The following is a 13,384-nucleotide window of genomic DNA, read 5'->3' as shown; positions in this document are numbered from 1 at the left end:
TCATGGCGCACAGCAGGACACCCGGCGGTGGAGCCGTCGGCTGCGGTGTCTGAGTGGAACTGGCTGAGCTGAAGCGGACCTCGGAGGTCTGCGCCCTCCGGGGGCGACATCTTCGACTATCGACAAGAGTCGAAGCGCTTCGATGTTGCTGCGAGGTTAAGTGAACACCTGGGGGTGCACAAGAGCCGATTCCAACATTCCTCGGAGGTGTAAAGGTCTGAACCGGTCTCTTCCGGCCCTTGGGATGGCGGTGAGGATTCGGAGTTGTTGCGCCGGGGTGTCTTGACACCCGCCCCGGAGTCGAATGAGCATCGAAGCGCTTCGAAAGACCTTCGTCGTTCTCCCCGCCTTCCACAGAGGGATCCTCGCGTGACCGCTCAAACGCCGCCTTTCCGCGACTCGCAGCTGCCGTTCGCGAAGCGCATCGACGATCTTCTGTCGCGGCTCACCCTGGAGGAACGGGTCGCGATGCTGCACCAGTTCGGGCCCGCGGTGGAGCGGCTCGGAGTCGCCGCGTTCCGCACCGGCCAGGAGGCACTGCACGGGGTGGCCTGGATGGGCCCGGCGACGGTGTTCCCACAGGCGGTCGGCCTCGGCGCGACCTGGAACGACGAGCTCGTACGCCGGGTCGGCGAGGCGGTCTCCACCGAGACCCGCGCGATGCGCTCGCGCGACGACCGCGTCGGCCTCAACGTCTGGGCACCCACGGTCAACCTCCTGCGTCACCCCCTGTGGGGCCGCAACGAGGAGGGCTACTCCGAGGACCCGAAGCTCACCTCGGCCATCGCCACCGCGTACACCCGGGGCCTGCGCGGCGACCACCCGGCGTACTGGCGGACGGCTCCGGTCCTCAAGCACTGGCTCGCGCACAACAACGAGACGGACCGGGCGACCGCGTCGAGCTCCGTCCGTCCGCGCGTGCTGCACGAGTACGACCTGCGCGCCTTCCGCGCGACGGTCGAGGCGGGCACGGTGGCCGGCGTGATGCCCGCGTACAACCTGGTCAACGGCCGCCCCAACCATGTGTCGCCGTATCTGCGCGAGCAGTTGCGCACCTGGACGGAGCAGGATCTCCTGGTCTGCTCGGACGCGGGCGCGCCCTCGAACCTGGTCGACTCCGAGCACTACTTCGACACGCACGAGGAGGCCACGGCCGCTTCCCTGATCTCCGGCGTCGACAGTTTCACCGACCACGGCACGGACAGCTCGCAGATCGTCGAACGCGTCCAAGGGGCGCTGGACCAGGGCCTGTTGACCGAGGCCGACATCGACGCGGCGGTCCGCCGCCAGCTCGCGGTCCGCTTCCGCCTCGGCGAGTTCGACCCGCGCCTGGACCCGTACGCGGACACGAAGGACTTCGACACCCCGGCGCACCGGTCCCTCGCGCGGGAGGCCGCGGAACAGGCGATCGTCCTCCTCAAGAACGACGGTCTGCTCCCCCTCACCGACCTCCCCGGTCAGGACACCCGCATCGCGGTGGTGGGCCTCCTCGCCGACGAGTGCAAGCTCGACTGGTACAGCGGCACCCTCATCCACCGCTCCACCCCGCTCGAAGGCCTCTACGAACGCTTCGGCGCCGACCGCGTGGACTTCGCCGAGGGCGTGGACCGCGTACGCCTGAAGACCTCCGCCGGTACGTATCTGAGCGTGCCGGCGGCGGACGACATGACCGACGAGGTCCGCGGCGCGGAGGGCGCGCTGGACCCGGCCCTCCTCGCGGGCCGCACGGACCTGCCCCCGCTCACCACCGACACCACGGGCACCGAACTCGCGCTGATCGACTGGGGCGGGGGCGTCCTCACCCTGCGCGCCCCCGACGGCCGCTACCTCTCGGTCGCCGACGACGGCTTCGTACGCGCGTCCGCCGACCAGCCCGGTGGCTGGATCGTCCAGGAGACCTTCCGCCTGGAACCCCACACGTCGCACGGGAACGGTCACCTCCTGAAGCATGTCGGTACGGGTCGCTACGTCTCTGTCACCGCCGACGGCGTGAAGGTTGCCTCCGAGAACCCGGAAATCCTCGAACCGGAGATCACGGAACGCGGCGAGGACACGGTGGCCCGCACGGCCGCCGCGGCCGACGTGGTCCTCGTGGTCGCGGGCAACGACCCGCACATCAACGGCCGCGAGACGGAGGACCGTACGACCCTCGCCCTCCCCGCCCACCAGCGGCGCCTCCTGGAGGCGGCCCGCGCCGCGAACCCCCGCACGGCCCTGGTGATCGTCTCCTCCTACCCGTACGCGACCGACCCCGCCGACCTCCCCGCCGTCCTCTGGACGGCCCACGGCGGCCAGGCGGCCGGCACGGCCCTGGCCCGCGTCCTGGCGGGCGACGTCTCCCCGGCGGGCCGGCTCCCCCAGACCTGGTACGCCTCGGACGCGGACCTTCCCGACCTGCTCGACTACGACGTGATCGGCAGCCGCCAGACGTACCTGTACTTCGAGGGCACCCCGCTCTTCCCCTTCGGCCACGGCCTGTCGTACGCGACCTTCGAGTACGGGAAACTCGTGGCCCACGTGGGCGAGAACCGCGTGCACGCCACCTTCACGGTCACCAACACGAGCGTCACACCCGCCGACGAGGTGGCCCAGCTCTACTCCCGTGCCGTGACCCCGTCGGTCTCCCGCCCCCGCCGCGAACTGCTCGCCCACCGCCGAGTCCACCTGCTCCCCGGCGTCTCCACCGAGCTGACCTTCGAACTCCCGCTGTCCGCCTTCGAGTTCTGGGACGTGGCCCACGGCGTCCGACGCGTGGAGCCGGGCCCGTACGAACTCCTCGTGGGCGCGTCCAGCGAGGACATCCGGCTGCGCACGACGGTCGAACTGGACGGCACACCCGCCACCCCACGCCCGATCCTCGAACTCGGCCTGAACGCGGCCGACTTCGACGAGCAGCGGGGCGCGGAGATCATCGACCGTACGAAACTGTCGGGCGACGCGGTGACACCCGCGCACGGGAACCACGGGAACCACGGGAACCACGGGAAAACCGCCGAACTGGTCTACCGCGGCTGCGACTTCGGCCCGGCGACCACGACCGTCACCGTCGAGGTGTCCGGCGAGGGCTCACTCGAACTGGCCCTGGACGGCGGCCCGGTGATCGCCCGGTTCGACATCCCGGCCACGCCGGGACCGTACGACTACACCACCGTCGTCACCCCGTTCGGCGCCGCCGGGGTCCACGACCTGCACATCGGGCTGCGCGGCCCGGTGCGGCTCGCGCACGTCGGCTTCTCCGGCTGAGGGTCCGGACCGGGCCGACGGCACAAGGAAGGGGCCCGGCACCGGAAGGCAGCGGTGCCGGGCCCCTTCGTCCGGGGGCGGGTGGGGTCACCCCTCGGGCTTGATGAGCCCGCGCTCGTAGGCGCGGACGAGCCGCCGGGGTACGGCGTACTCGCGCCCGTCCGCGAAGAACGGGACGAGATCGGGCGTCGCCGCCTTCCACTGGGACCTGCGGTGACGGGTGTTGGAGCGGGACATCTTGCGCTTCGGGACGGCCATGGCCAGGACTCTACATGAAAACGATTGTCACTAGCTATAGAGGTTGCGGCATGCGGCCCGGGTCACAGAGCGAGTCCCGTGAGCACGAGGACGCGCTCGTAGGTGTAGTCGTCCATCGCGAACCTCACGCCTTCACGCCCGACCCCGGACTGCTTCACGCCGCCGTAGGGCATCTGGTCGGCGCGGTAGGACGGCACGTCACCGACCACGACGCCGCCCACCTCCAGCGCGCGGTGGGCGCGGAAGGCGGTCTGCAGGTCGTGGGTGAACACCCCTGCCTGCAGCCCGTACTTGGACTCGTTGACGGCGGCGAAGGCGGCCGCCTCCCCCTCCACCTTCTGCACGGTGAGAACGGGCCCGAAGACCTCCTCGCAGGAGAGGGTCACGTCGGCCGGTACACCGGCCAGCACGGTCGGCGCGTACGAGGCACCGTCGCGCTTGCCGCCCGCGAGCAGCGTGGCGCCGGCGTTCACGGCCTCGTCCACCCACGTCTCGACGCGCTTGGCGGCGTCCTCGCTCACCAGCGGCCCGACATCGGTGGCGTCGTCGGCCGGATCGCCGGTGACCTGCGCCTCGACGGCGGCCACCACGCGGGGCAGCAGCCGGTCGTACACGGACGCGTCCGCGATCACCCGCTGGACGGAGATGCAGGACTGCCCGCCCTGGTAGTTGGAGAAGGTGGCGATCCGCGAGGCCGCCCAGTCGAGGTCCGCGTCGCTCGCCCAGTCGGCGAGCACGACGGCCGCGCCGTTGCCGCCCAGTTCGAGGGTGAGGTGCTTGCGCGGTACGGAGTCCATGATCGCGTAGCCGACCTTGTCGGACCCCGTGAACGAGATGACGGGCAGCCGCTCGTCCTGCACGAGGGCGGGCATCCTGTCGTTGGCGACGGGCAGCACGGACCACGACCCGGCCGGCAGGTCGGTCTCGGCCAGCAGCTCGCCGATGAGCAGCCCGGAGAGGGGGGTCGCGGGGGCCGGCTTGAGAATGATCGGGGCGCCGGCCGCGATCGCGGGGGCGATCTTGTGGGCGCAGAGGTTCAGCGGGAAGTTGAAGGGTGCGATGCCGAGGACGACGCCCTTCGGAAAGCGGCGGGTGAGGGCGAGGCGTCCCTGGCCGCCGGCGTCGGTGTCGAGCCGCTGGGCCTCGCCGCCGTTGAACCGACGGGCCTCCTCGGCCGCGAACCGGAACACGGACACGGCCCGTCCGACCTCGCCGCGGGCCCACTTGACCGGCTTGCCGTTCTCGGCGGAGATGAGCCGGGCGATCTCCTCGGTCCGCTCCACCAGGCGGCGGCTGACGTGGTCGAGGGCGGCGGCGCGTACGTGGGCGGGGGTGGCTGCGAACTCGTCCCGTACGGCGTGTGCGGCGGCCACGGCCTCCTCGACCTGGGCGTCGGTCGGTACGGAGACCTGGCCGACGAGGTGGCCGTCCCACGGGGAGGTGACGTCGAAGGTGGACTCGCCTGTGGCCTGGCGGCCGGCGAGCCAGAAGGCGTGGGTGGAGGTCATGTGCGAGTCCGGGCCCTTCTGCGTTCGGGGGTGTTCCTGGTCTTTCCCGACCACGGTATGACCGCGATGCCCCGGCGGCGCCTGTCCGAGTCGTAGCACTCCCCTGCCGGGGTGCGCCGGTTTGGCCTAGTCGCCGGGTTTTCCTCGCCCCCGCCTACTCCGCCGACGCCGTCGTCTTAAGCGCCAGCCACAACTCCATCCGCACATCCGGATCGTCCAAAGACCGCCCGAGGATCTCCTCGACCCTCCGCATGCGGTACCGCAACGTATGCCGATGCACCCCAAGATCCGCCGCGGCCGCGTCCCACTGCCCATGCCGCGACAACCACGCCCGCAACGAGGCGACAAGATCCCCCCGCCCGGTGGCGTCATGCTCGAACAGGGGCCTGAGCAGCCCGTCCGCGAACGCCCGCACCGCGTCGTCCGCGAGCAACGGCACCACGGACCCCGCGGCCAGATCCTCGTGCTCGACGAGCACCCGCCCCCGCCGCCGGGCGACGGAGAGGGCCTGCTCGGCCTGCTTGTAGGCGGCCCCGGCGGCGATGGGCCCGGCGGGAGCGGAGATCCCGACCACCAACTCGTCCTCGTCGCCCGCCTGTTCACCGCCGGACCGGGCGCCCCCGACGGCCTCGGCGTACTGGGCGCAGGCGGAGACGACCGCACCCCGATCCGCGGCGAGCACCACGAGCCGCTCCCCGTCGGGCACGACGAGCACGGCCTCGCCGGACCGGGCGGCGGCGGACTCCACGACCTCACCGAGCCCGCCCACGAGATCACCGCCGGCGTCGGCGAGGGCGGCGGCGGCCTCGGCGCTGACCGCGGCCCCGCCACCATCCGTATCCGCGTCCGCGTCCCCGGCCCGAGCCCGGGCCCGCCCCGCGGAGGCCGACGCGGCCTCGGCCAGGATCATCCGGTAGGGCGCGTCCAGCAGTCCCCCGTACAAGTCCCCGGCGACCCCTCGCGCATGATCCGGCTGCCCCGCCAGCAGCATCCGCAGCACGGCCGCCCCGATCCGCTGCTCGGCGGCGTACAGCGACCGGGACCGCTCTGTGGTCAGCGTCAGCAGGGCGATGGCCGAGTGCACGGCGTACCGCTCGGCCGTACCGAGCGCGGCCGCGGTCCCCACGGCCAGCGCGGCCCGGGCCCGCCGGCCCGTCCCGAGCGAGTGCAGCTCGACCCGGTCCTCGCCGCTCCCGTCCCCGCCGTCACCACCCTCACCGTCACCCGCGCCGCCGCCGACGACGGAACTCGCGGGCGCGGCCCGCTCCCGCAGCCGCTCCACGTCACCGGTGATCCGGGCGGCCCGCCGCCCCGCCCACTCGGGCGCGGTGGCGACGACGGCACCGGACGCGTCGTACAGGGCGGCCCATCCGTCCACCTGCGAGGCGAGCGCGGTCAGCAGCCCTTCGGGCCCGTCGCTCAGCGCCTGCTTGGTCAGCTCCCGCTGTGCCGCGAAGCCCGCCGTCACCGCCCGGTACTGATCGGCCGCGATGGCGGCGGACACGGCCTTGCTGATGGCGAGGAAGGGCGTGCGCCGCGGTACTTCCAGCAGGGGCAGCCCCTCGCCCTCCGCCGCGTCGACGAGCGCCTTGGGCGTCTCTTCGTAGTGCACCCCGACGGCGAAGCCGAGCCCGGCCACCCCCGCCCCCACCAGCCGCTTCACATACCGCCGCATGGCGTCGGCGTCCTCCGCGTCCAGCTTGAGCGCGGTGATGAGGAGCAGTTCCCCGCCCTCCATGTACGGCACGGGGTCGGTGAGCTCGCTGGCGTGCACCCAGCGAACGGGGGTGTCCAGCCGTTCCCCGCCCGCGCGCACGGTGAGCTTGAGCGCCGAGTGATGGACGAGCGAGGCAAGCGTGGGGGGCATGAGGCCTTCAGGTCTTCAGGTCTTCGGAGCTTCACAGGTTCTTCGACGGTCGCGGGCGATGTGATCCTTGCGATCTTTTGGCCGCAGCGTATGAACGACCTATGCCGATTCTGCCTCACCGTACGGTCGGCCCGTGACCATATGTCCGGACGTCGTGCTCAGCACACCCGTCAAATGTCCCTCAGGAGCCCTCAGCTCCCGCAGCCGCCTCAGCTCCGCAGATCCACCAGCAGCGGAGGCGCGTGCTCCCCGCGCACACTGGTGAGCGAGAGCACCGCGTGCCCCGGCGGCACCCCGTGCGCCAACTCGGACGCGGACCACCGCTCGCGCTCGACCTGCCGCACGGTCACGGCCCGGGCGGTGGGCGCATTGCCGGTGATCACCCGCCGCAGCATGTGTACGGCCTTGCCGGCCGGTGTCTCCGCGATGATCTGCCGGTCGGTGACGTCCCGCGCCTCGATCCACTCCTTGCCCCACACCTCGGCGAAGTCCTGCCCGTCCCACGGCGTGAGCCCGGACAGCGCCATCCGGCACCCGATCGCACCGAGCAGCGGCGACCGCAGCGGCCGGGGTACGTCGTCGAGCGTGCGCAGCGTCATCACGACCCCGGCGTTGGCGGACCGCAGCCGCTGAATGCCCCGTACGGCCTCGGGTGTGATGACTCCCGTGGCGTCGTCGAGCACGAGACAGGCGAACAGCGACCGGTCCTCCCGTACGGCGACGCTCGCCGCGAACTGGGCGAGCACGAGCCGCGCGAGCATCCGGGAGGCGTCGGCGTGCCCTCGCTCGGGCAGGTCGATCCGCACCCGCACGGGGTGGTCGAGGGCGCGCAGGGAGAAGGGGCGGGACTGCCCGGACGTGTCGAAGAACCCGGCGAACGCGGGGCGGTCGAGGAGCGCCACCCGATCGGCGAGCACACTCCCCGTATCCCCCGGCTGCCCCAACTGGCGCTCCCGCGCGTCGAGTTCGCGCAGCAGGGACTCCTGCCCGCCCTCGGTGAGCGCCTTGCGCAGCGCGCCGAGCGGTCCGGGCGTGCCATCGAGCAGCTGCCTCAGTTCGGGCACGGAAGGGAAACGGCCGTGCACACCCCGGAACGGCCCGAGCAGCTGGGCCAGCACGGTGGTGGACCGCCTGCTGTCCGCGCCGGGATGCGGATCGGCGAGGTCCCCGACGAGCGCCTCGGCGAGCACGGCCGCCGCCTCGTCGGGGTCGGTGGTCCCGCCGTACAGATCGAGGTCGTACACGGACTCGGGATTGCCCACCCGCACCACGACGTCGTACGCGTCCACCGGCCCGAGCCCCGCCCCCGCGGCCCCCACGACGACGACGGCTGCCCGCCCCGCGAGCGCGTGCAGGCACAGCGACTCGGCGAGCGGCCAGACGACCCCGCCCGTCTTGCCGGACCCGGCGGGCCCGACGGCGAGGAGTGAGGTGCCCAGCAGGTCCGGTCCGAGCGCGAGGCCGGTCCCTCGGTAGGAGTACGGATTCCGCGGGTCGTCGGCGGTCGTGCCGAGCCGCACCTGCCCGGTGACGAGGTCGTGCTTCGCGAGCCGTCCTGGCAGGTCCCGCTCCCCGGAGGGGTGCAGACAGGCGGCGGCTCCGTCCTTCAGGACGGCCCCGCTGAAGGTGGCGAGACTGTGCCGTCCGCTCCGTACGCCCTGCCAGGCGCGGGCGATCCTGGCCTGGTCGACATCGCGCATACGCCCGGCCCGGGCCTCGCCGCCGAGCCTCTCGGCGGCGTCGGCGGCACCGGCGGCGCGGAGCTGGTTCCACTGGGCGGGGTCTTCCTCGGGGGCGGGCGGCGCCTGCTGGGGCACGGCCCGTCGCAGGCGGGGGGCCACGAAACGGCGCCAGACCTCGCTCCAGCGGCCGAGACGTCCCACGCCGATCATGATCGCGAACGCGACGAGGACGGTGTACCCGTCCCATACGAGGAGATTGACGAACTGGCTGTCGCTGGTCCGCCAGGAATCCGGGGTGAACAGTTCGAGCGGCAGGATCCACCAACCGCCGAGATAGCCGTTGGACAGCAAAGACCAGATCAGCCACCCCACAAGAAAGGCGATCAGCGCCCCACTCAGCAGCTGCCGGGCCGGAATCTGTTCGGGCTCCTCGTCCGGCCGCGGCAGGTGCCCGAAGCGCCACACGCCCGGCGCGGCCTCGGGCCGCGGGGTCCGCAGCCAGGCGAGAAAGGTGGACCCGTCCGCGGCCGTCACCGCGGCCGCGTCCGGCGCCGGCGGCATCCCGGGCGCCTGCGCGGGCCGTGGCGGCACCTGGGGCGGTCCCGCCGGCCGCGGCACACGATCGGCGTGCGTGCCCCGTGCGTCCTGCGTGCCGTCGCTGTCCATCGCCTCTGCCACCCCTGACCAGCCGCTCCATACGTGGTTTGCGAGTCAATCTAACGCCCTCACAAAGGGAGTTCACCGCTTACCGGGCCGGGTACGCGGCGATACGGACACGCCGGCCCCTCGCCGCTCCCCGCCCACGCTATGTCCATGGCGGACAACCGAATCTCCCGACACCGCCCAGATGGAGCATGCCCACCCCCCGTTCCCGGCTCTAGCCTGCGAAGAAGGAAGCCGGGCGCCATCGACGTCCTTCCCAAAGACCTTCCCCAAGCCGTTCGCAAGACCCCCCAGGGAGCCCCTCATGAGCACACTTCCGCAGGAGCGCCGCGTCGTCACCGCCATTCCCGGTCCGAAGTCGCAGGAACTGCAGGCCCGCCGTCTCGCCGCGGTCGCGGCCGGAGTGGGGTCCGTGCTGCCCGTCTTCACCGCGCGCGCGAGCGGCGGGATCATCGAGGACGTCGACGGGAACCGGCTGATCGACTTCGGTTCCGGCATCGCCGTGACGTCCGTCGGCGCGTCCGCCGAAGCCGTCGTACGCCGGGCCTCCGCCCAGCTCCAGGACTTCACCCACACCTGTTTCATGGTCACGCCGTACGAGGGTTACGTGGCCGTCGCCGAGGCGCTGGCCGAGCTGACCCCGGGCGACCACGCCAAGAAGAGTGCCCTCTTCAACTCCGGCGCCGAGGCCGTCGAGAACGCCGTCAAGATCGCGCGGGCGTACACCAAGCGGCAGGCCGTCGTCGTCTTCGACCACGGCTACCACGGGCGTACGAACCTGACGATGGCGCTGACCTCGAAGAACATGCCGTACAAGCACGGCTTCGGGCCGTTCGCGCCCGAGGTCTACCGGGTGCCGGTGGCGTACGGCTACCGCTGGCCGACCGGTGCCGAGAACGCGGGCCCCGAGGCCGCCGCGCAGGCCATCGACCAGATCAGCAAGCAGGTGGGCGCGGAGAACGTGGCCGCGATCGTCATCGAGCCGCTGCTCGGCGAGGGCGGCTTCATCGAGCCCGCCAAGGGCTTCCTGCCGGCCCTCAGCAGGTTCGCCACCGACAACGGCATCGTCTTCGTCGCGGACGAGATCCAGTCCGGCTTCTGCCGTACGGGCCAGTGGTTCGCGTGCGAGGACGAGGGCGTCGTCCCGGACCTGATCACCACCGCCAAGGGCATCGCGGGCGGTCTGCCGCTCGCCGCCGTCACCGGCCGCGCCGAGATCATGGACGCCGCGCACGCGGGCGGCCTGGGCGGCACCTACGGCGGCAACCCGGTGGCCTGCGCGGGTGCGCTCGGCTCGATCGAGACGATGAAGGAGCTCGACCTCAACGCAAGGGCGAAGAACATCGAGTCCGTCATGAAGGCCCGCCTGGGCGCGATGGCCGAGAAGTTCGACATCATCGGCGACGTCCGGGGCCGCGGCGCGATGATCGCCATCGAGCTGGTCAAGGACCGTACGACGAAGGAGCCGAACGCGGAGGCGACCGCCGCGCTGGCCAAGGCGTGCCACCAGGAGGGCCTGTTGGTCCTTACCTGTGGCACCTATGGAAACGTGCTGCGCTTCCTGCCGCCGCTGGTCATCGGCGAGGACCTGCTGAACGAGGGTCTCGACATCATCGAGCAGGCTTTTGCCCGCATCTGAGCGGAGTCTGTCTCATCGGTTCCGGTGTCGCGGCGGTGAGGAGCGGGGCGTGTGAAGAACGTGTGCGAGGTGCATGGCGGGACGCGAATCCACCTGTCGGAGCCCTCACCCCTGACGTAGGTTCTACCCAGATGAGAGATACACCCCGGCCACAGGGGACTGTGGACGGTACCGGGACGGGGCCTCCCCAGCTTCGCCCTGGGCGTGCCTCGCGCACACAACCGGAGCTTCCGGCTTCGGGTCTCCTCACCGATCGGACAGTCGCCCGCCCCAAACCCCCCGGGGCGAGCGACAACCCGATCTGATCGGTTCCACCGAAGGGCTTGCACCTACCCCCCTGGTGCAAGCCTTTCGGCGTTTTTACGGGTGGGCGTCTGCGGGGCTTGTGCTGTGGGGTGGGTCTTGTGTTGTGGGGTGAGTGCGGGTTGGTGGGGGCTTGTCGCGCCCCGCGGCGGGACCGCAGATGTCACAGCCCCGCGTCCCCTGAAGGCGCTGGCGTGCCCCCTGTCACCCGGGGCGATCATGCCTGGCAGGGTGTGTGACATGACCAGCGTTCCGGATCGGTGTTCATCGCGGCAGGCGCCTGCCCCTGAGGACGGTGAGCGTCGTGTCGTGGGGCGGCCGGTCTGGGTTCTGGGATTGCTTGCGGCCCTCTTCGCCTTCCTGACCTGGCAGGCCGCCGTCGACAACCCCTTGCGTCGGGCGGACGAACGGCTGGCCGGGGAGGTCAGGGGAAGCCGTCTGCCGAGCGGTGCCGCCGAGTTGCTCGCGGATCTCGGCAACCTCGCGGTGGCCGTTCCGGTGCTGCTCGCGGTCGTCGCCTACGTGTCCTGGCGGGCCCGGCGCGCGAACCTGCCCCGCTGGTGGCTCCCGTCGCTCGCGGCTCTGGTCACGATGGCGGCCGTACCGGCACTGGTCGTACCTCTGAAGGAAGCCGTCGGCCGGACCGGCCCGCCCGGCATGGCGGGCGACGGCTACTACCCCTCGGGCCACACGGCCACCGCCGCGGTCGCCTACGGCGCGGCCGTCCTCCTCCTGCTCCCCTGGCTCCACAGCCGCTACCGCCGCCGCGAACTGGTCATCGGCTGCCTCGTACTGGTGGCGGCCGTGGGCTTCGGCCTGGTCCGGCGCGGCTACCACTGGCCGCTGGACGTGGCGGGGAGCTGGTGTCTGTCGCTGGTGCTCCTTCAACTGATGGCCCTGGCCGTCGCGCGATACGGTCGAGGGTCGGCGTAGGGCCGAACCGTCGCTCCGCATGGGTGTGGTGACCGCGCTGCCCGCCGTGCAGGTCCAGCCGTCGAGGCCCGCCTCGAACCCGCCGTTCCTGGCGAGGTCCGCGTCGGCCGCACGGGCGGCCGACGAGAGTGCGGTGATGCCGGGTACGGCCAGAACGGTGGCCGCACAGAGGGCTGGGACAGATCTGACGCGATCCACAAGTACCTCTTGGCGTGGGGGAATTGGAGGGTGGAGCGCGCCCGACTTGATCCAGACCAATCCGGGTTGTCAAGACCTCCAGCGACTGGCGGCGGTCAACTCCGGCTGGCCGCGGTCATCGGCGGCTAGCTCGGGTCATCTGTCGCCAGACCCGCCGCCGCCTCGTGCATCGCCAGTTCCAGCAGCGTCGGGTCGGTGAGCGTGCCGGAGCCGTCCGGTGGGACGAGCCAGCGGACACCGCCGGTCGACCTCCCCGGATACGGAACCACGATCCACGTACCGTGCCCCGCCGTTCGCACCCCCGTGCCGAGCCACCGGGCCGCCGTACCCGGGGGCACGAAGAACCCCATCCGGGCGTCGCCGAAGTCGACGAGCACCGGGCCCGGCTGATCGAGCACCCGGGTCAGCACGTCGAGCGTCGGATAGCCGAGTTCGCCCCGCAGGATGAGTACGTCCCAGGCCCTGCCCGCCGGCAGCAGCGCGACCCCCAAGGGGTTGCGCTCCCATTCCCAGCGGCAGGCTTCTGGATCCGGTGCGACGGATGCCAGCCACTCGACCGCCGTCTTGGCCCCTGTCATGGCGGAACCTCCCTTTTTCTCGTGTCGACGCTGGTCGCGTCACAGGAGAGAGGGAGGTTCGGGCCTGGCATTACGCGGGTTCTGACAACTTGTTGAGATTGAATCCTCCCCTCCCTGAATGGGAAGGGATTCCTGGCTCAGGCCGCCTCCTGGAGCAGCGCTCCAGGAGGTCTTGCGCCATCGGCACCAGCCGGGTTGAGACCAGCCCGGACGAGCATGACGCGTGCGGAGTTCTTGTCCCGTGGGGACACGGCTCCGCACGCGGTGCAGGTGTAGGTGCGCTCACCCAGCGGCAGGCGATGCTTGGCTCTCGCATCACACTGCGCGCAGTCCATCGTGGTGTGCGCGGGGTGTACCAGGCGGATGTCCCGCCCGTGCTTGCGGCCCATCTCGATCAGAGCGGCCTTGCGGGCCATGGTGGTCCTGGCCAGGAACTTCGGACGGAAGTCCTCGACCGCGACGGCATCGTGGTCGCGGACCACCTTCTTGGCCCACTTACGGCCGGTGTCCTC

9 protein-coding genes and 1 pseudogene are annotated in these 13,384 nt (G+C 71.5%); 3 read left to right on the top strand and 7 right to left on the bottom strand.

Going from position 1 to position 13,384, the window contains the following annotated elements; all coding sequences use genetic code 11:
* Positions 1-369 precede the first annotated feature (369 nt).
* Positions 370-3,243: a glycoside hydrolase family 3 C-terminal domain-containing protein gene (locus ACH4YP_RS45590; RefSeq protein WP_398497315.1), complete on the top strand. Its 2,874-nt coding sequence runs from the start codon at positions 370-372 to the stop codon at positions 3,241-3,243.
* A gap of 87 nt (positions 3,244-3,330) precedes the next feature.
* Here ACH4YP_RS45590 and rpmF read toward each other — a convergent pair whose 3' ends face one another.
* From rpmF to ACH4YP_RS45570, 4 genes are all read right to left on the bottom strand, one after another.
* Positions 3,331-3,501 (bottom strand): 50S ribosomal protein L32, encoded by a 171-nt coding sequence (gene rpmF, locus ACH4YP_RS45585; protein ID WP_398497313.1) that lies wholly within the window; start codon positions 3,499-3,501, stop codon positions 3,331-3,333.
* A 62-nt stretch (positions 3,502-3,563) separates the two neighbouring features.
* A complete protein-coding gene (locus ACH4YP_RS45580; protein WP_361062328.1) occupies positions 3,564-5,009 on the bottom strand; it encodes an aldehyde dehydrogenase family protein in 1,446 nt (481 codons plus the stop codon).
* Between the two features lie 154 nt (positions 5,010-5,163).
* Positions 5,164-6,876, bottom strand: coding sequence for a PucR family transcriptional regulator (locus ACH4YP_RS45575; protein WP_398497311.1), 1,713 nt, complete (start codon positions 6,874-6,876; stop codon positions 5,164-5,166).
* 209 nt (positions 6,877-7,085) lie between these two features.
* Positions 7,086-9,224: an ATP-binding protein gene (locus ACH4YP_RS45570; RefSeq protein WP_398497371.1), complete on the bottom strand. Its 2,139-nt coding sequence runs from the start codon at positions 9,222-9,224 to the stop codon at positions 7,086-7,088.
* A 301-nt stretch (positions 9,225-9,525) separates the two neighbouring features.
* Here ACH4YP_RS45570 and gabT point away from each other — a divergent pair, with 301 nt between their 5' ends.
* The gene (gabT, locus tag ACH4YP_RS45565; protein WP_398497309.1) at positions 9,526-10,860 is read left to right on the top strand and encodes a 4-aminobutyrate--2-oxoglutarate transaminase; all 1,335 of its coding nucleotides are present in this window, start codon (positions 9,526-9,528) and stop codon (positions 10,858-10,860) included.
* A 612-nt stretch (positions 10,861-11,472) separates the two neighbouring features.
* On the top strand, positions 11,473-12,096 hold the full coding sequence (locus ACH4YP_RS45560) for a phosphatase PAP2 family protein (RefSeq protein WP_361062319.1): 624 nt from the start codon (positions 11,473-11,475) through the stop codon (positions 12,094-12,096).
* Here ACH4YP_RS45560 and ACH4YP_RS45555 read toward each other — a convergent pair.
* The 3 genes and pseudogenes from ACH4YP_RS45555 to ACH4YP_RS45545 all read right to left on the bottom strand — a co-directional run.
* Positions 12,091-12,294 (bottom strand): annotated as a pseudogene (locus ACH4YP_RS45555) (chitinase); the annotation flags it as partial. The gene ACH4YP_RS45560 and the pseudogene ACH4YP_RS45555 sit on opposite strands and share 6 nt — an antisense overlap.
* Before the next feature lie 125 nt (positions 12,295-12,419).
* Positions 12,420-12,872, bottom strand: coding sequence for a hypothetical protein (locus ACH4YP_RS45550; RefSeq protein ID WP_361062316.1), 453 nt, complete (start codon positions 12,870-12,872; stop codon positions 12,420-12,422).
* A gap of 137 nt (positions 12,873-13,009) precedes the next feature.
* Positions 13,010-13,384 (bottom strand): zinc ribbon domain-containing protein (locus ACH4YP_RS45545; RefSeq protein WP_398497307.1); only part of this gene is annotated, 375 nt, incomplete at its 5' end.

The organism is Streptomyces sp. NPDC020747 (assembly GCF_044334695.1).
Taxonomy (GTDB): Bacteria; Actinomycetota; Actinomycetes; order Streptomycetales; family Streptomycetaceae; genus Streptomyces.
Note: the sequence above shows the minus strand (reverse complement) of the source record. Positions and strands in the feature narration are given on the sequence as shown.

Bases quoted from the DNA above. Each gene is read 5' to 3' on its own strand.
- gabT (WP_398497309.1), top strand. From the start codon at position 9,526: ATGAGCACACTTCCGCAGGAGCGCCGCGTCGTCACCGCCATTCCCGGT.
- ACH4YP_RS45575 (WP_398497311.1), bottom strand. From the start codon at position 6,876: ATGCCCCCCACGCTTGCCTCGCTCGTCCATCACTCGGCGCTCAAGCTC.
- ACH4YP_RS45570 (WP_398497371.1), bottom strand. From the start codon at position 9,224: ATGGACAGCGACGGCACGCAGGACGCACGGGGCACGCACGCCGATCGT.
- rpmF (WP_398497313.1), bottom strand. From the start codon at position 3,501: ATGGCCGTCCCGAAGCGCAAGATGTCCCGCTCCAACACCCGTCACCGC.
- ACH4YP_RS45550 (WP_361062316.1), bottom strand. From the start codon at position 12,872: ATGACAGGGGCCAAGACGGCGGTCGAGTGGCTGGCATCCGTCGCACCG.
- ACH4YP_RS45580 (WP_361062328.1), bottom strand. From the start codon at position 5,009: ATGACCTCCACCCACGCCTTCTGGCTCGCCGGCCGCCAGGCCACAGGC.